The 21,633-nt window shown below is 66.8% G+C and carries 17 protein-coding genes; 11 read left to right on the forward strand and 6 right to left on the reverse strand.

Annotated elements, in window-relative coordinates:
- Window positions 1-35 precede the first annotated feature (35 nt).
- The 3 genes from L1O02_RS19290 to L1O02_RS19300 all read left to right on the forward strand — a co-directional run bounded on the left by L1O02_RS19290 (window position 36) and on the right by L1O02_RS19300 (window position 5,418).
- On the forward strand, window positions 36-737 hold the full coding sequence (locus tag L1O02_RS19290; protein ID WP_060838650.1) for a VIT family protein: 702 nt from the start codon (window positions 36-38) through the stop codon (window positions 735-737).
- Between the two features lie 611 nt (window positions 738-1,348).
- Complete coding sequence (locus L1O02_RS19295; RefSeq protein WP_060843174.1) at window positions 1,349-3,574, forward strand: LTA synthase family protein; 2,226 nt, start codon at window positions 1,349-1,351, stop codon at window positions 3,572-3,574.
- Window positions 3,575-3,786: 212 nt separating this feature from the next.
- A complete protein-coding gene (locus tag L1O02_RS19300) occupies window positions 3,787-5,418 on the forward strand; it encodes a methyl-accepting chemotaxis protein (protein ID WP_235758512.1) in 1,632 nt (543 codons plus the stop codon).
- On the opposite strand, the gene L1O02_RS19305 is transcribed toward L1O02_RS19300, so the two are convergent.
- Entirely contained in the window at window positions 5,408-6,619 is a 1,212-nt protein-coding gene (locus tag L1O02_RS19305) for an MFS transporter (RefSeq protein ID WP_235758514.1), read from the reverse strand. The genes L1O02_RS19300 and L1O02_RS19305 overlap by 11 nt on opposite strands.
- A gap of 159 nt (window positions 6,620-6,778) precedes the next feature.
- Between L1O02_RS19305 and L1O02_RS19310 the strand changes: the two genes are divergently transcribed.
- Together L1O02_RS19310 and L1O02_RS19315 are read left to right on the forward strand one after the other, a co-directional pair.
- The gene (locus tag L1O02_RS19310; protein WP_235758516.1) at window positions 6,779-7,744 is read left to right on the forward strand and encodes an AraC family transcriptional regulator; all 966 of its coding nucleotides are present in this window, start codon (window positions 6,779-6,781) and stop codon (window positions 7,742-7,744) included.
- Window positions 7,745-7,827: 83 nt separating this feature from the next.
- Window positions 7,828-8,670: an NAD-dependent protein deacetylase gene (locus tag L1O02_RS19315; RefSeq protein ID WP_060838645.1), complete on the forward strand. Its 843-nt coding sequence runs from the start codon at window positions 7,828-7,830 to the stop codon at window positions 8,668-8,670.
- Between the two features lies 1 nt (window position 8,671).
- On the opposite strand, the gene L1O02_RS19320 is transcribed toward L1O02_RS19315, so the two are convergent.
- The gene (locus L1O02_RS19320; RefSeq protein WP_060838644.1) at window positions 8,672-9,574 is read right to left on the reverse strand and encodes a LysR family transcriptional regulator; all 903 of its coding nucleotides are present in this window, start codon (window positions 9,572-9,574) and stop codon (window positions 8,672-8,674) included.
- A gap of 229 nt (window positions 9,575-9,803) precedes the next feature.
- Between L1O02_RS19320 and L1O02_RS19325 the strand changes: the two genes are divergently transcribed.
- Genes L1O02_RS19325 through L1O02_RS19335 form a run of 3 tightly spaced genes read left to right on the forward strand, consistent with a single transcriptional unit; the run spans window position 9,804 to window position 12,389 of the window.
- On the forward strand, window positions 9,804-10,502 hold the full coding sequence (locus L1O02_RS19325; protein ID WP_060841913.1) for a CoA transferase subunit A: 699 nt from the start codon (window positions 9,804-9,806) through the stop codon (window positions 10,500-10,502).
- A gap of 37 nt (window positions 10,503-10,539) precedes the next feature.
- Window positions 10,540-11,199, forward strand: coding sequence for a CoA transferase subunit B (locus L1O02_RS19330; protein ID WP_060838643.1), 660 nt, complete (start codon window positions 10,540-10,542; stop codon window positions 11,197-11,199).
- Between the two features lie 11 nt (window positions 11,200-11,210).
- Complete coding sequence (locus L1O02_RS19335; protein ID WP_060838642.1) at window positions 11,211-12,389, forward strand: acetyl-CoA C-acetyltransferase; 1,179 nt, start codon at window positions 11,211-11,213, stop codon at window positions 12,387-12,389.
- A gap of 56 nt (window positions 12,390-12,445) precedes the next feature.
- Here the strand turns inward: L1O02_RS19335 and L1O02_RS19340 are convergent, their stop codons facing one another.
- Window positions 12,446-13,369 carry a LysR family transcriptional regulator gene (locus L1O02_RS19340; RefSeq protein WP_060838641.1) on the reverse strand — a complete coding sequence of 308 codons (924 nt, stop codon included), beginning with the start codon at window positions 13,367-13,369 and terminating at the stop codon, window positions 12,446-12,448.
- 129 nt (window positions 13,370-13,498) lie between these two features.
- Between L1O02_RS19340 and lysA the strand changes: the two genes are divergently transcribed.
- Window positions 13,499-14,731, forward strand: a complete 1,233-nt coding sequence (lysA, locus tag L1O02_RS19345; RefSeq protein WP_235758518.1) for a diaminopimelate decarboxylase — start codon at window positions 13,499-13,501, stop codon at window positions 14,729-14,731.
- A gap of 7 nt (window positions 14,732-14,738) precedes the next feature.
- Here lysA and L1O02_RS19350 read toward each other — a convergent pair whose 3' ends face one another.
- Window positions 14,739-16,466, reverse strand: a complete 1,728-nt coding sequence (locus L1O02_RS19350; RefSeq protein ID WP_235758520.1) for an alkaline phosphatase D family protein — start codon at window positions 16,464-16,466, stop codon at window positions 14,739-14,741.
- A gap of 37 nt (window positions 16,467-16,503) precedes the next feature.
- Complete coding sequence (locus L1O02_RS19355) at window positions 16,504-17,940, reverse strand: MFS transporter (RefSeq protein WP_235758522.1); 1,437 nt, start codon at window positions 17,938-17,940, stop codon at window positions 16,504-16,506.
- Window positions 17,941-18,069: 129 nt separating this feature from the next.
- On the opposite strand from L1O02_RS19355, the gene L1O02_RS19360 reads away from it, so the two are divergent.
- Both L1O02_RS19360 and L1O02_RS19365 read left to right on the forward strand, forming a co-directional pair.
- Window positions 18,070-18,987 (forward strand): LysR family transcriptional regulator, encoded by a 918-nt coding sequence (locus L1O02_RS19360; RefSeq protein WP_060838637.1) that lies wholly within the window; start codon window positions 18,070-18,072, stop codon window positions 18,985-18,987.
- A gap of 32 nt (window positions 18,988-19,019) precedes the next feature.
- Entirely contained in the window at window positions 19,020-19,475 is a 456-nt protein-coding gene (locus L1O02_RS19365) for a hypothetical protein (protein WP_060838636.1), read from the forward strand.
- Between the two features lie 75 nt (window positions 19,476-19,550).
- Here L1O02_RS19365 and L1O02_RS19370 read toward each other — a convergent pair whose 3' ends face one another.
- Complete coding sequence (locus tag L1O02_RS19370) at window positions 19,551-21,593, reverse strand: methyl-accepting chemotaxis protein (protein WP_233789360.1); 2,043 nt, start codon at window positions 21,591-21,593, stop codon at window positions 19,551-19,553.
- Window positions 21,594-21,633 lie beyond the last annotated feature (40 nt).

The raw sequence follows: 21,633 nt of genomic DNA on the forward strand, positions 1-21,633 counted from the left end.
AATTGTTCAGTGCCCTCCACCTGAGTCCATCGCCGATGAAATTCATGCACCGACACCGCGAACTGCACCGTAACGACCGTATTGGCTGGCTGCGCGCCGCCGTCCTGGGGGCCAACGATGGCATTGTCTCCACCGCCAGCCTGCTGATCGGCGTGGCCGCGGCCAGCGCCAGCCACGGCACGCTGCTGGTCACCGGCATGGCCGGGCTGGTGGCGGGGGCCATGTCGATGGCCGCCGGAGAATACGTGTCCGTGCACTCCCAGGCCGATACCGAACAGGCCGACCTGGCCCGGGAACGCGCCGAACTGGCCAGCGATCACCAGGCCGAACTCAACGAACTGGCCCACATCTACCAGAGCCGCGGCGTCAACCCGGAACTGTCCCGCCAGGTGGCGGTGCAACTGATGGCCCACGATGCCCTGGGGGCTCACGCCCGCGACGAACTGGGTATCAGCGAGGCCCTGGCGGCCAAACCGCTGCAGGCGGCCCTGGCCTCGGCGGCCAGCTTCGTGGTGGGCGCGGCGCTGCCGCTGGCGGTGACCTTCATCGCCCCGACCCACAGCGTGGTGCCGTGGATTGCCGGCATGTCCCTGGTGTTCCTCGGTGGCCTGGGAGCCGTGGCGGCCAACGCCGGCGGCGCCAGGGTGCTGGCGGGGGCCTGGCGCGTGACCCTCTGGGGCGCCCTGGCCATGGGCCTCACCGCCGCCGTGGGCAGCGTGTTCGGCACTGTGGTCTGACCGTGGGCGAACGGGTCCGAACGCCATGCACCGCCCGTGGGGCCGCCTTCGCTGGCAAGCCAGCTCCTACGGTCGCCCTGACACCGTGCGATATTCCCGTGGGAGCCGGCTTGCCGGCGAAAGGGCCCGCAAGCCTTGCACCGTCCATGGCAACGCCCTCGCTGGCAAGCCAGCTCCTACGGTCGCCCTGACACCGTGCGATATTCCCGTGGGAGCCGGCTTGCCGGCGAAAGGGCCCGCAAGCCTTGCACCGTCCATGGCAACGCCTTCGCTGGCAAGCCAGCTCCTACGGTCGCCCTGACACCGCGCGATATTCCCGTAGGAGCCGGCTTGCCGGCGAACAGGCCCGCAAACCTTGCATCGCCCATACGGTCACCTGCGCTTCTGAGCTGATCCGTAGACGGCGGCTTTTTAACACCCTGAAATAGTAAATCCCGCCACCATCAGACTCGGCCGCAGCCGCAATAAGACACCTGAATACGGGCCTTCAGCCCGGTCTTGAGCCTATCCAGGCCAATTCTCAGGCCGCCTGGAAATAAATTCCCCCCACTAATAAGAAACGTCTGAGCTGTCGCTCTTGTTACCATTGCGCACATTTGCGTGAAGCTTTGATGACAGGCAGGTTATTTGTGAAGTTGATCCGTCGTTGCCTACAACACCCTCTTGCTCCCCTGTGCACCTTATTCGGCCTGCTGTTGCTGGTGCCGATGGGCGCGCGCCTGGCCCTGGGCTGGTCCCACCCGCTGGGCTATCTGTCGGACCTGGCCAGCGCCAGCCTGCTGACCCTGCTGCTGTATCGCCGCCGCTGGTGGCTGGCGCTGCCGGTGCTGCTGGTCTGGGCACTCCTGACCCTGGTCAGCGCCGAGCTGGTGAGCGCCGTGGGGCGCATGCCCAACCTCGCCGACCTGCATTACCTGGTGGACCCGCAATTTGTCGGCAACTCCACCGGCGGCGGCCTGACCCACCCCGAGCTGGGGCTGACCCTGCTGCTGGGGCTGGTGCTGTGGCTGGTGGTCCAGCGCAGCAGTCGCGGGGTGCGACGCCCGGCCCTGCCACGGGCGCTGTGGGCCCTGCCGCTGGGGCTGCTCCTGGTCCATGGCACCACCCAGTACCTGAAACCCAGCGAAGCCGACCAGTGGCAGCTGTTCAACCTGCCCCACCAGGCCCTGGCCACCGCTACCGGCCAGGCGCAGATGCGCATCGAAGACTGGCTGCAAGGCGATGTCGCCGACGTGCCGCCGGTGATGACCGGCCTGACCCGGCTGGACCTTGAAGGCCAACCCCTGCTGCCCAGCGCCGGTCGCGCGCGCAACGTGCTGCTGATCACCCTGGAAGGCATTCCCGGGGCCTATATCCGCACCAACCGCGAGGCCCTGAACAGCCGCTACCAGGAAGACCTGATGCCCAAGCTCAGCGCCTGGGCCGAGCGCGGCATGAACACCCCGGACTACGTGCTGCACAGCCACCAGACCATCCGCGGCCTGTACGCCATGCTTTGCGGCGACTACGACAAGCTCGACAACGGCACCCCCAAGGGCGTCGAGATGCTCACCCAGAGCCAGCGCAACCAGGCCTGCCTGCCGGCGCAGATGCACAAGTTCGGTTTCAACACCCACTACCTGCAGGGCGCCGGCCTGCGCTTCATGGCCAAGGACAAGATCATGCCGCACATCGGCTTTGATTCGACCCATGGCCTGGAGTGGTTCAAGAACGACAACTACCTGGAATTCCCATGGGGCAAGGACGACAAGGCCTTCTTCGAAGGCGCCCTGAGCTACGTGGATCAGTTGAAGAAGAAAAAACAGCCATGGATGCTCACCCTGCTGACCGTCGGCACCCACCAACCCTACTCCGCGCCCGAGGACTACCTGGAGCGCTATGACACGCCCAAGCAGGCGGCGGTCGGTTACCTGGACGACGCCATCGACCAGTTCCTCACGGGGCTGGAGCGCAAGGGCGTGCTCAAGGACACCCTGGTGATCATCACCTCCGACGAGTCCCACGGCATCGACGGTGTGCGCCTGGCCTCGTCCTGGGGCTTCAACCTGATGCTGGCCCCGGACCAGGAGCTGCTGCCCCATCTCAAGTCCGGGACCTACGGCCACGTCGACCTCAGCGCCTCGGTGCTCGACTACTTCGGCCTGCCGGTGCCCGCCAGCCTCAGCGGTCGCTCGTTGTTCCGCGACTATGCCCAGGGCCGGGAAATCATGTCCTACACCAACGGCAAGCTGCGTTACCACGACGGCCAGGGTACCTTCACCGAGTGCGACTTCCAGCAGCGCTGCCGCTACTACTCAAGCACCGGCTTCATCGCCGACAGCGCCAGCCTTCAGGGCCAGTACGGCGGTCAGCGGGCGCGGCAGATCAGCGCCCGGGCCACGCACCTGGACCGCAGCCTGCTGCAGTCGCCGCTGAACCAGCACTATCAGTTCGGCAGCCCGGCAATCATCCCGCTCAAGGCGCAGATCAAGGATGACTGGGCCGACAACCTGATCGGCGCCCAGTACCTGGAAATGCCCAAGGGCTCGCAGACCCGGGTGCGCTTCACCGTGCGCTCCGCCGACCCGCAGCAGAACGCCTACATCCTGCTCAAGGGCAAGGAGCTGGAGCAGGATGTGCCCCTGGGCCTGCCTGAAGAAATGCTGGTGACGCCCGACCAGCCACTGCAGATGGACTTCAGCTTCGACAACCCGCAAACCCGCAAGGCCTTCTCCTTCCACCTGCTGGGCTATGGCCTGGGCGCAGTGGAAGTCAGCGATTTCAGCGTGATCACCGAGTTGCCGGGGCAGACCGAGAGCGTCGAGCCCGAGGACGACAGCAACGCCCACTCCAGCTGAGCCCCGCCGAGCATCGAGCGGCGCCCTTTCGGGTGACGCTCGATGCCCCCTTCTACACGCCCCGCAAAAATATTTTCTTGTACATGAAACTTTTTTTGTACAGGAAAAGTCGGACCGTTGATGTCATTTGAGCATCATTGAGCTATCACGCTGCCTCGTCGAGACACAGCCCTGTGAAGCATTCAGTCAACGGTTTAGGAGCGGTCCTTCCTATGTTTTCCAATCTGAGCATTTCGCAAAAGCTCTATGCCGGTTTCGGCGTCGTCCTGCTGATCCTCCTGCTGCTGGTGCTGGCGGCCCTGCGCGGCTTCGATCAAGTCAGCAGCAGTGTCAAAAGCAACATCCACAGCTACGAGGTCCTGAGCCAGTCCGACGCCTTGCTGCGCAGCCTGATCAATGTCGAGACCGGCATGCGCGGTTATGCCCTGACCGGCCGCGACAGCTTCCTCGAACCCCTGGAGCAAGGCGAGAAAGCCTTTGCCGAGGACTACGCGCGGATCAAGGACAGCACCGCCGACAATCCCGAGCAGCAGGCGCGCCTGGAACGACTCAAGGCCCTGCATGATCAATGGCTGCGCGACGACGTCCAGGGCAACCTGGCCCTGCGCCGGGCGATCAACGCCGGCAGCCAGCCGGCCACCGCCATGGCCGAACAGATCAGCGCCGGTCGCGACAAGGCCAAGATGGACGCCATGCGCCAGCTCACCAGTGAATTGCGCGACGCGGAAAAAAGCCTGCAGGACGCCCGCAGCCAGGCCATGGACGACGCCAAGGCCTCGGCCCTGGCGATCCTGATCGGCGGTGGCTTGCTGGCGGCGGTGCTGGCCATGCTGGTGGCCTGGTCGCTGTCCAGCAATCTGGTGGGCCGTATCCGCCAGGCCGTGGACGTGGCCAAGGCCATCGCCGCCGGCCGTCTGGACAGCAGCATCAGCGCCACCGGCCGTGATGAGGTGAGCAACCTGCTGCACGCTTTCGCCGCCATGCAGGAGCGCCTGCGGAGCATGATCAGCCAGATCAAGCAGGGGGCCGACCAGTTGGTCAGCGCCTCCCAGAGCATTTCCAGCGCCTCGTTGCAGCTCTCGGCCTCGGCCCAGGAGCAGTCCCACTCGGCCTCCTCCATGGCGGCCACGGTGGAAGAACTGACCGTGAGCATCAATCACGTGGCGGACAACGCCGGGGATGCCCACGCCCTGTCCAGCGAGTCCGGGCGCCAGTCCGAGGAAGGCGGCAGCGTGATCCAGGACACCCTGGGCAGCATGCGCCTGATCGCCGAGACCGTGCAGGCCTCGGCTTCCCAGATCGGTGAACTGGGCCAGCACGCCGAGCAGATCTCCAGCATCGTCGGGGTGATCAAGGGCATTGCCGAGCAGACCAACCTGCTGGCCCTGAACGCGGCCATCGAAGCCGCCCGGGCCGGGGAACAGGGTCGCGGCTTCGCCGTGGTCGCCGATGAGGTGCGCCTGCTGGCCCAGCGCACCGCCAATTCGACCCAGGAAATCACCGAGATGGTTGGCAAGATCCAGCTGGGCACCCGAGAGGCGGTGAGCAGCATGGACGTGGGGGTCAATCAGGTGAAAAGCGGCGTCGAACTGGCCCAGCAGGCCGGTGAGGCCATCGTCAATATCCGCACCTCGTCCGGCAACGTGGTGCGAGTGGTGGACCAGATTTCCCTGGCCCTGCGGGAGCAGACCGCTGCCAGCCAGGATGTGGCGCGCAATGTCGAGCGCATCGCCCAGATGTCCCAGCAGAACAGCCAGGCGGTGGAGGAAACCAGCGAAACCGCCCGTTCCCTGCAGCAACTGGCGCAGAACCTGGAACAGCAGGTGAGTGTGTTCAGGCTCTAGGACTGGCACTGGCACTGCCCGACTCAAGCGCTCGGGCACGCACCAGCATCAGACTCAGACCCGCACCCAGCAGCAGGACCGCGATCAGCATCAGCCAGGCGCTGGCAAAATCCGCCGCGCCTTGCTGCACGGCGCCGAACAGCACCGGACCCAGGGCGAACCCGGCGAAGAAGCCTGCCGAGAGCAGACCCGAGGCGCAGGCCGGGCTGCCAAAGGCCGGATCGCGCAGCAGCATGCTCATGGCGATGGCGTTGGTGGCCACGGCGCTCAGGCCCATGCCCAGAGCGCCGAACCACAAGGGCCAGTGCGCCTGAGGCGTGGCCTGGGCAGTCACCGCCAGGGCCAGGCTGGCCAGGAGCATCAGCGTCAGCAGCAGCCAGGACTCCTCGGCCATGCGGGCCGCCAATGGCGTCAGCAGGGTTCGGGCCAGGATGCCCATGACCCCGAACCCGGCGACCATGGCCCCGGTCTCGCCGACCGTCACTCCTTGGCGGGCCGCGAATACCCCAAGAAAGGTCACGAAGGACGAAAGCACCAGGCCGACACACAGCTGCACGCTGAGCAGCAGCGTCAGCCGTGAATTGGGCCGGGGAATCGTCAGGCTCACGGCCTTGCCCACGGCGCGGCCCGGCGCCACCCTGGGCCCCCACAGGGCCAGCAGCAATGTCGGCACAAGCAGGCAGGCCAGGGCAGCGCGCCAGCCCAGGGACCCGGCCAGAGGCGGCAGCAACAGGCCGGCGATCAGCGCGGACAACTGCACCCCGGACTGTTTCAGCCCCACCACCGCGGCCTTGTTGCGGGCCTCGACACACTCGGCCACCAGCAGTTGGGTCACCGGGTTGGCCAGGGCCTGGGCCACTCCGCAGATCGCCAGGGCCAGCAGCGCCCCGGCAAAGCCCGGCAAGCTGACCAGCAGGCCATACTCCGCCAGGGTCGCCCAGAACAGCAAGGCCAGGCCCCGGCGGATGCCGAGTCGGCTGGCCAGCGGCCCCGCCCACAGGGACAGCAATGCCGCCAGGCCAAAGGCGCTGGTCAGCAGCCAGCCCAGCCAGTGGGGCGCAATCCCAAGATCGGCGATCAGCAAGGGCCCGAGGGCGCCGATGGCATAGAAGATCAGCATCGGCAGGCCCATGGCACACACCAGCACCGTACGCAGCCAGAGCCCCCGGGGACTGGCGTTTTTCAAGCTCTGAGGGTTCATCCCTTGCTCCGTGACAGGTGGCGCGCCGCCAGGTGACGACGCTCACCCCTGCTTGGGAAACAGCTTACCTTCCATCGAGAATGCTTATCATGCGTGTTCATATGGGAAACGGATCCATTCCCATGGCAAACGCAGAACATCCATTGCAGGAGCGCGAACATGGCCGTTGCACCCGGTTCTTCCCAGTCCTATCGCTTGCCGTGCCACGCACCACGCGAGCACCGCCAGGCCCCGGGCGGCGGGTCACGCCAGCAGTTGCCCCAGGCCCTGGGCGATTGCTACAGCGACAGCCTGCCCCTGGCCCAGGACCTGACCCTGGTGCGCTCGCGCTACCACCCCAATCGCCCCTTGATCGAAGAGGCCAGCAGTTGCCACGCCGGCCGTCTACTGGTGATCACCTGCGCCCTGCAAGGCACCTCGGGCTACCTCGACGCCAAGGGTTCGAGCCTGGTGTTTCGCGCCGGGCACACCAGCGTCAGCGCCTTCCAGGCCAACCGCGGCGAACGCCGTTATGGCGCCAATGAAACGGTGGAGCAACTGCGCCTGCTGGTGGGCGAAACCCTGCTCCAGCAGTACCTGGGCCCCACCCGGGCTCGCCAGTTGCTGGGCCAGGACGCCGTGCAATTGCTGGCCTGCGGGCCCACCTCCCGGGCCAGCGCCGGCCATCTCAGTGCCCTGGCCCAACCCTGGGGCCGGCAGCAGCCAGCGACGCTGGAGTTGCACACTCACGCCCTGAGCCTGCTGTCCCTGCAATTGCAGGCCCTGGCCCCCGCCCCTGTCGCCCCGGGCCGGCGCCTGAAGGCCGCCGATCTTGAACGGCTGCAGCGGGTACGCGACCTGATGTTCGAGCAGATGCACCAGCCCTTGAGCGTGGCCTATCTGTGCGCCGCTGTGGGGCTGAACGAGTTCAAGCTCAAGCAGGGCCTGCGCGAGCACTACCACACCACGCCGCAGCGCATGCTCCTGGAAATCCGCATGGGCCATGCCCACCGCCTGTTGGAAGGCGGCTGCCAGGTGGCCCAGGCGGCCTATCAGGTGGGCTACCGCTTTCCCGGCAACTTCAGCGCGGCCTTTACCCGGTTCTATGGCAAGTCACCCAAGTCGGTGTTCGGCCCCCGGCGCTGAACCACGGGTAAGACACTGGCGCCGCGAAGGCTTTGCGTCTATTTCTGGTAGGCGTCCCTGGTCACTGGAAACGAGTGCAGCCCATGATCGACCGCCCTACTGCCCCACCGCTCGAACAACTCGCCGCCGCCATGCACGGCAAGCCGTTCATGGTCCTTACCGGCGCCGGCATCAGCACCCCGTCGGGCATCCCCGACTACCGCGACAACGACGGCGTGCGCCGCGGCAAGCAGCCGATGATGTACCAGGAGTTCCTCGGCCAGGCCGAAGCCCGGCGCCGCTACTGGGCCCGGGCCATGCTCGGCTGGCCGCGCATCCGCCAGGCCCGGCCGAATGCTGCGCACCAGGCGTTGGCGCAATTGCAGGCGGCAGGAAGCATCGCCGGGGTGATCACCCAGAATGTCGACACCCTGCACGATCAGGCCGGCAGCCTGGACGTCATCGAGCTGCACGGCAGCCTGCACCGGGTGCTGTGCCTGGACTGCGGCCAACGCAGCCAGCGCGATGCCATCCAGCAGCAGTTGCAGGCACTCAATCCGTACCTGGCCGGGGTCGACGCGGTGCAGGCACCGGATGGCGACACCCTGCTGGACCCGGCCTTCGAGGAACGCTTCCAGGTGCCCCGCTGCCCCTACTGCGACGGCGACCGCTTGAAGCCCGACGTGGTGTTCTTCGGCGAGAACGTGGCCCAGATCACCGCCGCCCGGGCCTTGAATGCGGTGCACGAGGCCGCCGGCCTGCTGGTGGTGGGCTCATCGCTGATGGCCTACTCGGCGTTTCGCCTGTGCCGCGCCGTGGCGGACCAGGGCAAGCCGCTGCTGGCCATCAACTTCGGCAAGACCCGCGCCGACGAGTTGCTGGACCTCAAGTTCGGCGAGCCCTGTGACCAGCTCCTGCCGCTCCTGGCCGAGCGCCTGCTGGGTTGAATCAGGCAGCGCCCAGGCGCTCACCGAGGTTCTCCTGGCGCAGGATGTCGAACAGCGCCTGGGCCGCGGTGGACAGCTCTTCCCCAGGCTTGGTCAGGATACCGATGGCACGCTCCACCACCGGGTCGTCCAGGGTCAGGCAGTGTCCGCCCAACTCGCGCATGTGCTGGGCACACAGGGCCGGCACGGCACTGACGCCCAGGCCGCTGGCGACCATGCGCCCCACGGTCGCCAACTGATGGCTTTCGAATTCCACCGGCAACTGCACGCCCCGGGCCCGCAGGTGGTCTTCGAGCATCACCCGCACCGTGGACGGCCGCTGCAGGGTGATAAAGGGCTCCTGCAGCAAGGTCCGCCAGTCGATGCGGCTGCGCTGCGCCAGGGGCGAATCCTGGGGCACCACGGCCACGAAACGGTCGACGTACAGCGGGGTGAACAGCAGGGAGCTGCTGTCCTGAGGCTCGAAGGCCACCCCCAGCTCCACCTCGCGGTCGCGGACCATCTCCAGCACCTGCTCGTTGACCACGTCGTTGACCGTGACGTTGACCTGGGGGTAACGGGCGCGAAAGTGCTTGAGGATCGGCGGCAGCAGGTTGCCGGCAAAGGACGGCATGGCCGCCACCGTGACCCGCCCGCGCTGCAGGGTGAAACGCTGGCGCAGCTCGTCCTCGGCGTTGTCCCAATCGGCGATCAGCCGTCGCGCCAGGGGCAGCAGCGCCTCGCCTTCCGGGGTCAGGGCCACATTGCGCGTATTGCGCGTGAACAGGCGCCCGCCCAGCCCTTCTTCCAGGGCCTTGATGGTCAGGCTCAGGGCCGACTGCGACAAGTGCAGGCGCTCACAGGCCAGGGCAAAGCTCAAACTGTGGGCCACCGCCAGAAAGGCCCGTATCTGTTTAACCGTCATCTCTCATCCTCGGGAGGGCAGCGGCAAGCTATAAGCTTCAAGCCGCAAGCTTGTAGCCTGGAGCTTGCAGCTTGCAGCTTGCAGCTTGCAGCTTGCAGCTTGCAGCTGATTATGCTGCTTTTAAAATCAATCAACCTTAAAAATCAACTTAACAAATCAATCCCGCAGCGCAACACTGATCCGCAAACGGCTGGCCAGCCGCCAACGAACAAGAAAGAGGATGGTGCAAATGGCAGGTTTCGATAAGCGTGTGGCGTCCTACGAGGAAGCCCTGGAAGGTCTGCAAGACGGCATGACCGTGATCGCCGGCGGCTTCGGCCTGTGCGGTATCCCCGAGAACCTGATCGCCGAGATCAAGCGCCGCGGCACCCGCGACCTGACGGTGGTGTCGAACAACTGCGGGGTCGACGGTTTCGGCCTGGGGGTGCTGCTGGAAGACCGCCAGATCAGCAAGGTGGTCGCTTCCTATGTGGGTGAAAACGCCCTGTTCGAGAAACAGCTGCTCAGCGGCGAGATCGAAGTGGTGCTGACCCCCCAAGGCACCCTGGCGGAAAAAATGCGCGCTGGCGGCGCCGGCATCCCGGCCTTCTTCACCGCCACCGGCGTCGGCACCCCGGTGGCCGAAGGCAAGGAAACCCGCGAATTCAAGGGCCGCACCTACCTGATGGAAGAGTCCATCACCGGTGACTTCGCCATCGTCAAGGGCTGGAAGGCCGACCATTTCGGCAACGTGATCTATCGCCACACCGCACAGAACTTCAACCCCCTGGCGGCCACCGCCGGTAAGATCACCGTGGTCGAAGTGGAAGAAATCGTCGAGCCGGGCGAGCTGGACCCGACGCAGATCCACACCCCCGGCATCTACGTCGACCGGGTCATCTGCGGCACCTTCGAGAAGCGCATCGAACAGCGCACCGTGCGCAAGTGATCGCCCTTCCCCAGCCCGACTAACAAGGACAACCAACATGGCTCTTACCCGCGAACAAATGGCTCAGCGCGTCGCCCGCGAACTGCAGGACGGCTTCTACGTCAACCTCGGCATCGGCATCCCGACCCTGGTGGCCAACTACATCCCCGAAGGCATGGAAGTCATGCTGCAGTCGGAAAACGGCCTGCTCGGCATGGGCGCCTTCCCTACCGAAGACCAGGTCGACGCCGACATGATCAACGCCGGCAAGCAGACGGTCACCGCACGCATCGGCGCCTCGATCTTCTCCTCCGCCGAATCCTTCGCGATGATCCGCGGCGGGCATATCGACCTCACCGTGCTCGGCGCCTTCGAGGTGGACGTGCAGGGCAACATCGCCTCGTGGATGATCCCCGGCAAGCTGGTCAAGGGCATGGGCGGCGCCATGGACCTGGTGGCCGGTGCCGAGAACATCATCGTGACCATGACCCACGCCTCGAAAGACGGCGAATCCAAGCTGCTGAACCGCTGCAGCCTGCCGCTGACCGGCGCCCAGTGCATCAAGCGCGTGCTCACCGACCTGGCCTACCTGGAGATCGAGAACGGCGCCTTCATCCTCAAGGAGCGCGCCCCCGGGGTCAGCGTCGAGGAAATCGTCAGCAAGACCGCCGGCAAGCTGATCGTGCCGGACCACGTGCCTGAAATGCAGTTCGCCTGAGGAGCCCCAACATGCAAGACGTCGTCATCGTTGCCGCCACCCGTACCGCCGTGGGCAGTTTCCAGGGCTCCCTGGCGGGCATTCCCGCCGTTGACCTGGGCGCCGCGGTGATCCGCCAGCTGCTGGCCCAGACCGGCATCGACCCGGCCCAGGTCGACGAAGTGATCATGGGCCAGGTGCTCACCGCCGGCGCCGGGCAGAACCCCGCGCGCCAGGCCGCGATCAAGGCCGGCCTGCCCCACGCCGTGCCCGCCATGACCCTGAACAAGGTCTGCGGCTCCGGCCTCAAGGCCCTGCACCTGGCCGCCCAGGCCATCCGCTGCGGCGATGCCGAGGTGATGATCGCCGGCGGCCAGGAAAACATGAGCCTGTCCAACTACGTGCTGCCCGGCGCCCGCACCGGCCTGCGCATGGGCCACAGCCCGATGATCGATACCATGATCAGCGACGGCCTGTGGGACGCCTTCAACGACTACCACATGGGCATCACCGCCGAGAACCTGGTGGACAAATACGCCATCAGCCGTGAAGCCCAGGACGCCTTCGCCGCCGCGTCCCAGCAAAAAGCCGTGGCCGCCATCGAGGCCGGGCGTTTTGTCGACGAGATCACCCCGATCCTGATTCCCCAGCGCAAGGGCGAGCCGCTAAGCTTCGCCACCGACGAACAACCGCGCCCCGGCACCACCGCCGAGGCCCTGGCCAAGCTCAAGCCGGCGTTCAAGAAAGACGGCACGGTGACCGCCGGCAACGCCTCGTCGCTGAACGATGGCGCCGCCGCAGTGCTGCTGATGAGCGCCAGCAAGGCTCGGGCCCTGGGCCTGCCGGTACTGGCCCGGATCGCCGCCTACGCCAACGCCGGGGTCGACCCGGCGATCATGGGCATCGGCCCGGTGTCGGCCACCCGCCGCTGCCTGGACAAGGCCGGCTGGACCCTGGACCAGCTGGACCTGATCGAAGCCAACGAAGCCTTTGCCGCGCAATCGCTGTCGGTCGGCAAGGAGCTGGAATGGGATGCGAGCAAGGTCAACGTCAACGGCGGCGCGATTGCCATCGGCCACCCGATTGGCGCGTCGGGCTGCCGGGTGCTGGTGACCCTGCTGCATGAAATGCTCAAGCGCGATGCCAAGAAAGGCCTGGCGACCCTGTGCATCGGCGGCGGTCAGGGCGTGGCACTGGCCATCGAACGCTAACGCTTCCTCCGTGGCGAGGGAGCTTGCTCCCTCCCACACCAGAGGCGCTGTTGCAGTTACAGCGCTTGCACCAGCCTGCTCAACTGCTCATCCAGACGCCCCGCCTCGCCCCGCAACGACTCGCAGAACCCCTCGACAAAACTCGATGACGGCCGGTAATCCGGGCGGATCAGCATCACCCGGTACGGCACCGAAAACTCCAGCGGCCGGATCGCCAGACCGCGCCCGACCTCCTCCATGGCGCTCAAGGGGTTGATGATCGATACCCCGAGTGTCTGCCGCACCATGGCGCACACCGAGGCGGCGTTGGTGGTTTCCACCACCACCCGGCGATCGACCCCGGCCTGGCGAAAGTGCTCGTCCAGGGTCTGCCGGTAGATATCCAGGCCCGAGAGGTTGATGAAGTCCTGGCCGCGAAAGTCCTCCAGCGCCAGCCGTGGCTTGGCCAGCAGCGGATGGTGGTCGGCGAGGATGCAGACCATGTCGGCGCAGAACAGCAACTCGCCCTGGGTGCCCCGGGGCAGGTGCTCGCTTTCGGTCAGGCCCAGGTCATGGCGCTGGGCGCTTAGGGACTCTTCCAGCAGCGGCGACTCCTGGGCGGTGATGCTCAGGCCGATCCCCGGATGCTGTTGCAAAAAGCGCTTGCACACTCGGGGCAGTAGGGTCTGGGAGAACAGCGGCAGGCAGCTCAGGCTCAACTGGCCGTGTTCGAAACGGCGGATCGACTGGGCCACGCTGTTGATCCGCTCCAGCCCCACATAGGCCCGCTCCACTTCTTCCAGCAACAGCAGGGCCTGGGCCGTGGGCAGCAGGCGCCCGCCTTCGCGGTCGAACAGGCGCAGCCCGGAAAGGCTTTCCAGCCGCGCCAGTTCGCGGCTGACCGTGGGTTGCGAGGTAAACAGCAAGCGTGCAGCACCGGTGACGCTGCCGGCCTGCATGATGGCGCGGAAGACTTCGATATGGCGCAGGGAGATGTCCATCAACAGAGGCTCGTTCGATCAACCAGTCCATATCAAATATGAATCGACCAACAAAGAATAGATATTTTATTGAATAGCCAATCATCGGCATGCTGCAACCACTCTCACTGACCACAGATTGCAATCGCCATGGCCATACCCTTCGCCCCCGCTCAACTCGCTGCCGCCGCCCGTCAATATGGCACTCCGCTGTGGTGCTACGACGCCGCCACCATCCAGGCGCGCATCGCCCAATTGCAGGCCTTCGACGTGGTGCGCTACGCCCAGAAGGCCTCGTCCAACCTGCACCTGCTGCGCCTGATCCGCGAAGCCGGGGTGCGGGTCGATGCCGTCTCCCTGGGGGAAATCGAGCGTGCCCTGCTGGCCGGCTTCAGCCCGGTGGAGGCCGGTATCGTCTTCACCTGCGACCTGTTCGACGAAGCCACCCTCAAGCGTGTGGTGGAGCTGCAAGTGGAAGTCAACGCCGGCTCGATCGACATGCTGCGCCAGCTCGGGGAGCAGTCCCCGGGGCATCGGGTGTGGCTGCGGATCAACCCGGGCTTCGGCCACGGTCACAGCCGCAAGACCAACACCGGCGGCGAGAACAGCAAGCACGGCATCTGGCACGACCAGGTCGGCGAGGCCCTGGCGGTGATCCGCCAACACGGCCTGCACCTGGTGGGCCTGCACATGCACATCGGCTCCGGGGTCGATTACGACCACCTGGAGCAAGTGGGCGCGGCCATGGTGACGGCGGTGAAATCCCTGGACCACGACATCGAGGCCTTTTCCATCGGCGGCGGCCTGTCTACCCCCTACCGCGACGGTGACACCCCGGTGGACGTGCAGCGCTACGCCAATGCCTGGAAAGTCGCGCGCCAGGAGATCGAGGCCTACCTGGGCCACGGCGTGCGCATGGAGATCGAACCCGGGCGCTTCCTGGTGGCCGAGGCCGGCTGCCTGGTCAGCGAAGTGCGGGTGGTGAAAACCGCCGGCCAGCACCACTTCGTGCTGGTGGACACTGGTTTCAACGACCTGATGCGCCCGGCCATGTACGGCGCCTACCACGGCATGAGCCTGCTGGACGCCGCCGGCCAGGCGGTGGACCGCCCGCAGCAACTGACCGTGGTCGGCGGTCCGCTGTGCGAGTCCGGCGACATCTTCACCCAGGACGACGAATGCCTGACCCCGCGCCTGCTGCCCCAGGCCCGGGTCGGCGACCTGCTGGTGCTGCACGACACCGGCGCCTACGGCGCCAGCATGTCCTCCAACTACAACAGCCGGCCGCTGCTGCCGGAAGTGCTGTTCAGCAACGGCCAGCCACGGCTGATTCGCCGGCGCCAGCCCCTGGCGGACCTGCTGGCGCTGGAACTGGGGTTGTAACGCCCCGCTACCAGGGCTCCAGCTGCAGCCGTTGCGGCTGGTTGTCCACGCTGTCGTCCTGCTTGCGGGTCACCAGTGGCTCGCCGTCGGCACCGTAGAACTGCACCACCAGTTGAGCGTGATCGGGCTTCACGTCCAGGCGGGCAAAGTTGTCCGCCTGGGTGAAGGCCCAGGTGTGGTAGTCCATGGTCTGCGTACCGTCGAAGAGCGCAAAGCTGTCCGGCGTCTGCGGTGCCGTCGAGTCGTGCACGTACCCGGCCGGATCGCCGTCGGCAAAGGGAAAGGGCCAGTAGAACGCCGACGAGGTGACCGCGAAGCACTTCAACCCCTGCCCCGCGGCGCTGAACTGCAAGCGGGAAATGTTCGAGCAGTGAATGTCCCCGGAAAGGAACACCACGTTCTGCACCTGGTGCTTGATCATGGTTTCCAGCACGGCGCGCCGCGTGGAGGGGAAAGCCGACCAGGCGTCACTGTCGTTCTTGTGGCGCACGGCATCAGGGTCTGTGCCCACGGTATCCACACCGTTTGGCACAAAGACGCTGGAAGTGACCACGAACTTGGGCACGTTGCCCCGATCCTCCTGCATGTGCCGCAGCCAGGCACACAGCCGGTCGAGCTGACCCGGTTCGCTGGGGTGCAGCGAGGGGCGGCCCAGCAGGTGGTTGTCGTCCAGGGCGTCCGGCACATCGTCGAGAAAGCGCTGGGTCCGGGTGTCGAGGACGAAGAACGGGTAATGGCCACAGGAGAAGTCATAGAACAGCTGGTTGGTCTGCAACTGCTGCAGGTACTTGTCGTCGCCGGTCATGGCCCGGCCATGGACATAGCTGTCGGCGAAGCGTGGCCCATGACTCCACTGGTAGCTCATGTAGGCGCCCATGGCGAGGTTGAACAGCAGGCGCTTGTCACGATCCTTGCGGATCCGGTCCTGGGTCCAGTTGTCCTCGATCTCGTGGTCGTCAAGGATCATGTAGGTGGGCATGTGGGCCAGCAGTTGGCGGATGTTCGGTGAGCCAAAGGCGCTGTGGTAGCGCTCCTCGAACTCCTCGAAGGTGTCCGCCAGCCCCACCGGCACCAGGCGGTTGAACAGGTCGGCGTAGATCTGGTCGCCGACCATCAGCACCATCTGCGCATCGGCGTGTTCGCTCTGCATCGGCCCGAAGATCGTGTCGGAGTTCTTGCGTTTCCACAGCAGCCCCGGGTAGCGACAGGAGCCCAGCAGGAAGCTCAGGGCCGATGCCTGGCCGGGCACCGCACTGGCCCGAGTGGTGAACTCGGCCTCGACGTACATCTTGTCGGCCCCGCTGCGGTTCAAGTCATTGGCCCAGGCCCCGGGATCGGGCAGGCGCTGCACCACCGACTCGCTGGACACGTCGTCATCGTTGTTGCCGGCGTCATCGACGTTGAGCGAGGCCATGCGCACCCGGTAACGGGTGCCCGGCGTCAGCACAAAGGGCTTGAGCTGCTTGCGCGCGGCCTCGTTGCCCCACAGGCTGGTGTCGACCCCGAGATTGAAGGTGCCGGTGCGGTGGTACTCACGCCGCAAGCGAAAGTAGAAAATGTTGTCCGCCGCGACCCGGCCGTTGCTGCTCACCACGCCAATGACGCCGATGGTGCGGATGTCCTCCGCCACGCCCTTCTCGTCCAGGGCATCGGACGCGGCGATCCATAAACGGCAGGAAGTCTCGGTGGTGTGCCCGACGATCGGGCCTAAGGAAGGAGTGCGAAGGGTGCTCACGATGACCTGCTCCTTGGTGGGGGTGTGCAGGCAAAGCCTAGCTCGGGCGCGGCGCCCGACAAGCGTCGTCGAGCCGCCCTGACAGCCGGTCGGAGCAGGCGATGGCCAGGGCCGGCAGGATCAGCAGCGCCGCCACGCCGTAGGTCCAGTGCATGCCACTGACGACCGCCTCGACGCTGGCCCCAGCAGCGGTTGGCGCTCGCGCCACCCAGGCGAACAACGCCCCCATGGCGGCCACGCCGCTGATCAGCCCGAGATGGCGCGACAGGCTCAGCAAGCCTGCCGTCAATCCCCGCTGCGCAGGCGCTGCATCGAGCATCACCAGGCTGTTGTTGGCCGCCTGGAACAGCGCATAGCCGGCGGTGACCAGGACGATGGGCAGCAGGTAACCCGCCAGCCCCAGATGGCTGGGCAACAGGGCCAGCAGGCTGCAGCCGGCGAACAGTCCCAGCAACCCCAGGCGGCACAGTGGGCGAGCGCCGTAGCGATCCACCAGGCGCCCGGCGGGCACCCCGGCGAGGGCCGCCACCAGCGGTCCCAGGGACAGGCACAGCCCCACCCGGGCGGCGTCCAGACCCAGCCCGCGGGACAGATAGAAAGGCCCGACCACCAGGGTGGTCATGATCACCGTGGACACCAGCAGGCTGCCGATCAGGCCGCTGCGCAAGACCGGTCGGCGCAGCAGGGCCGGCTGCAACAGCGGCGCAGCGGCCCGGCGCTCGACCCGCATCAGCAGCCCGCCTCCCAGCGCCGCCACCAGCAGCAGCCCCAGGTTCTGCACAGCCCAGGGCCGTTCGCCCAAGGTCAGGGCCAGGGCATAGGCCCCCAGGCTCAGGGCCAGGAGCACAGTGCCGGACAGGTCGAAGCCGGCGACCGAGGCTGACCGGCGATCCCGCGGCAGACTGCGCCAGGCCAGCCCCAGCGCCAGCAGTCCCAACGGCACATTGACCAGAAACATCCAGCGCCAGCCGCCACCGGCCAGCAACAGACCGCCCAGGGACGGGCCCAGGGTGGTGCCCAGGGCCGACAGGCTGCCCAACAGGCCCATGGCCGCACCGGTGCGCGCCTTGGGCAAGGCATCCCCCACCAGGGCCATGCTCAAGGCCAGCATCAGCGCCGCCCCCAGCCCCTGCAGGGCTCGGCCCGCCAGCAGCCAACCCAGGCCGGGGGCCAGCGCGCAGCCCAGGGAAGCCAGGGTGAACAGGACGATCCCGCCCAGCAGCAGGCGCCGTCGCCCCAGCAGGTCGCCCAGGCGCCCGGCGCCGGCAATCAGGCTGGTCATCACCAACAGGTAGGCGAGGACGATCCACTGCACCTGCTGGAAGGAGGCGGCGAACACCTCGGCCAGCGCCGGCAGCGCGGCATTGGCAATGCTGCTGTCCAGCGACGGCATCAGCATCGTCAGCGACAGGCTGGCCAGGGCCAGGCGCGCCCGGGGCTCAAGCGCGGGAAGATTGGATTCGGGACGGGACATTGCACGGACTCCTTCAAGGCATTGCCCGGCAGCCTATGCCCCGGCCCGAGCAGGCGGAAGACGCAGCAATTGCACTGAATGAATGCAGGTAACGCCATGCCAGCGAGCGCCCTGTGCTAGATTCCGCCCATGTCGACACCCGATCTGAATCTGCTCGTCACCCTGGATGCGCTCCTCAGCGAAGGCAGCGTGGCGCGCGCTGCCCAGCGCCTGCAACTGAGCCCTTCGGCCATGAGCCGGGCCCTGTCGCGCCTGCGCCAGGTCACCGGCGATCCCTTGCTGGTGCGCGCCGGACGCGGGCTGGTGCCCACGCCCCGGGCCCTGGAACTGCGCCAGCAGGTCGGGCCGCTGGTGGAGCAGGCCCTGATGGCGCTGCGCCCGGCCCGGCAGATCGACCTCGGGCAGCTGCAACGCACCTTCACCCTGCGCAGCCGCGACGGCTTCGTCGAGAACTTCGGCCCGGCGCTGATCTGCCGCCTGCAGCAGCAGGCACCCGGCGTGCGGGTGCATTTCGTGCCCAAGCTCGATCGCGACAGCCAGCCCCTGCGCGAGGCCAGCGTCGATCTGGAAACCGCGGTGATCGCCAGCGACACCAGCCCCGAGTTGCGCACCCGGGCGCTGTTCCGCGATCGCTTTATCGGCGTGGTGCGCAGCGGTCATCCCCTGAGCCGCGGCCCGGTGAGCCTGGACCGCTACCTGGCCGGCCAGCACATCCTGGTGTCCCATCAGGGCCATGACCACGGCCGCCTGGACGAAGCCCTGCAGGCCCTGGGCCGGCAGCGGCAGATCATCACCCTGGTCAGCGGTTTTTCCGCGGCCCTGGCCCTGGCCCGGGGTTCGGACCTGATCGCCATGGTGCCCGAGCACCACACCCGTCATCTGCGAGCCGGCCTGCACAGTTTCAGCCTGCCGGTGGCGCTGCCGGAGATGACGGTGTCCCTGCTCTGGCACCCGCGCATGGAGGCCGACCCGGCCCATCGTTGGCTGCGCCAGTGCGTGCACGAAATCTGCAGCGCTGCCGCGACCACTCTCGGCGACACCCAGTAGCGCTGACCCACCCTGAACTGCGAGCCCCTGCAATGCCTTCCTCCTCACCCGCTGTACCGGCTGCTCCCCTCAAATACCTGCCGGCCATCGCCGCCCTGCTCTGGGGCCTGTCGCTGGCAGCCGGCCGGGCGCTGCCGCAGTGGGACTATTTCCTGGAGAACTTCGCCGCCTACTGGCTGCCCCAGGGGCTGATTCTCGGACTGCTGCTGGCCACCCGCCCTACCCCGGCGCTGTTCACCGGCGTGGCGCTGGCCCTGGCGGCGCACCTGCAGCTGTTCTGCCTGTGGATCACCTCCCCGATCGACAGCATGGGCTGGCTGTTCTACCTGTTCGATTTTCCGGGTGCGCTGATCGGCGCCGCCATTGCCCGCTTCCTGGCCGCGCACAGGGCCGCGGGCAAACCGCTGGTAAGCGGGCTGCTGGGGTTTGGCGGGGTGGCCTTGGGGCTGTTGCTGAACTTTCAGCTGGTGCTGTTCAGCCAACACTGAATCGGGGCGACGACAGCGCCCCGCAGAGGGAGTTGAAACTCACCCGGACCGCCGGCGGCCCGGGTGAGTGAGTCTTCAGCTGTGGCCCTGGCTCAGGTGCGACAAGCGCCCGGACAGGGCCTGCATGGCCTCGCTGACCTTGTCCAGGGCCTGGGCGTCCCGGGCGTTGTCCTCGCTGATGCCGTGGATGCGCACCGCCAGTTCGTTGATCTCCTGGGTCACATGGCTCTGCTGCTGCGCGGCCACGGCGATCTGCTGCGCGCGCTGGGAAATATCGTCGAAGCTGGTGACCGTGCTCGACAGGGCATCCGAGGCTCCGGACGCCTCGCCCACCGCTTCGCGGGTACGCGATTCACCGGCCTGGATCGCCTGCACCGCCTGGCGTGAGGCCTGCTGCAGGTCGCTGATCATGCCGCTGATCTCGTTGGCCGAGGTCTGGGTCCGACCGGCCAGGGTCCGCACTTCATCCGCCACCACGGCAAAGCCGCGGCCCTGCTCGCCGGCCCGGGCCGCCTCGATGGCGGCGTTGAGGGCCAGCAGGTTGGTCTGCTCGGAGATGGCCTTGATCACGTCCAGCACCGCGCCGACCTGCTGGCTGTCCTGCTCCAGGCGCTGGATCACCGCCGCCGCCTCGGCCATTTCCGTGGATAACTGCTGGATCGACTGACTGTTGGCCGCGACCCGCTGCTGGCCATCCTGCACCACCACCAGGGACTGGCGGGCGGTGTCGGCGCAGTTGTTGGTGTTCTGCGCCACTTCCAGGGCACTGGAGGACATCTGGGTAATGGCCGTGGCCAACTGGGTGTTTTCCTGGCGCTGCTGCTCGGCGCGCTGGGCCAGGGTGCCGCTCAACTCGCCCAGGCGCCCGGCCTCGTTCTGCAGCTGCCGGGCTTCGCTGGCGATCTTCTGCAGCATCTGCCGCAACTGTCCGGCGTAGCGGTTGACCGCGCCGCGCAAGGCGCCGATCTCATCGGCCCGCGCCACGTGCAGTTCGGCGTTGTCGCTGGCCTGGCCACTGCCCAGGGCATCGATCTGCCGGGTGGTTTCTTCCAGCTGGGCAATCAACCGGTGGCCGCCCAGCCAGGCGAAGAACAACAGCAGGGCCAGCAATGGCAGGAGAAACACCAGGATCTCGGTGGTCATGGCCCGGGCCAGGCCGGTGACCTTCTGCTCCGGGGTCACCAGGCCGATGGTCCAGCCACTGCCGGGCATGCTGAACAGACTGACCCGCGCCGCTTCCTGCAGCCGACCATCCTGCTCAAGGTCCAGGCTGCGCACCTGGCCGGGGCTGCCCGCGGCCCTGCCCAGGGCCTCGGCCACCGGACGGAGCCAGGGCTGCTGTTTGCTCAGGGCCTCGAAGCTGAGCATCTGCCCGTCGGCACCGGCCTGGGCCTCGGGGAAATACAGCACGTTGCCGGCCTGATCCAGGGCGAAGGCATAACCGCCGGTGACCGCGCCCTGCTCCTTGAGGAAACGCGCCAGGTCATCCAGGCGCAGGTCGACGGTGGCAACCCCGGCAAAGCGGCCATCCTGGCGATACGGCACGCTGCAGGTGGTCATCGGCACCCGGGTCACCGGGTCCTGATAGGCCTCGGACCACAGGCAGCGCCCGGGCGCGCTGTTGCGGGCGCCGGTGTACCAGGCTTCATGGTGATAGCCGGCGCTGCCGGCGGCGTTGTAGTCATCGGAGAACGCCAGGGGCCCGGCGTCGCTGCGAGCCCAGAAGAAGCTGCGGCGCTCGACGCCCGCCGCGAAGGCATCGGGCTCCGGCCAGATGCCGCCGCCGGCAATCGCCTTGTCGCCTTCATGGTCGATCACCTTGGGCAAGGTGGCCATGAACAACGCCTGCTCCTTGGGCAGCCCTTCCACCAGGTGGGCCATGCTGGCGGTCACGCCCTCGATCCCCGCCAACTGCAAGGCCAGTTGGCGGACGATGGCGCTGCCGGTCTGTTCGATCAATGCCGAGCTCGCCTCCACCACTCTGGGCTGCCCCCGCAGGGTCATCACGGCAAAAACCGCCAACGCCGTGAACAGCAACAGCAACACACTGCCGAGGGTCAAACGATGAGACAGACGAACCGGTAGCAAGGCCATGACGAACTCCATATCAATAGGCATTCAGAGCTTATCGACCAGGAGCATGGATCACTTGAGCAAA

The sequence above is a fragment of the Pseudomonas sp. BC42 genome, assembly GCF_021560055.1.
Lineage (GTDB): Bacteria > Pseudomonadota > Gammaproteobacteria > Pseudomonadales > Pseudomonadaceae > Aquipseudomonas.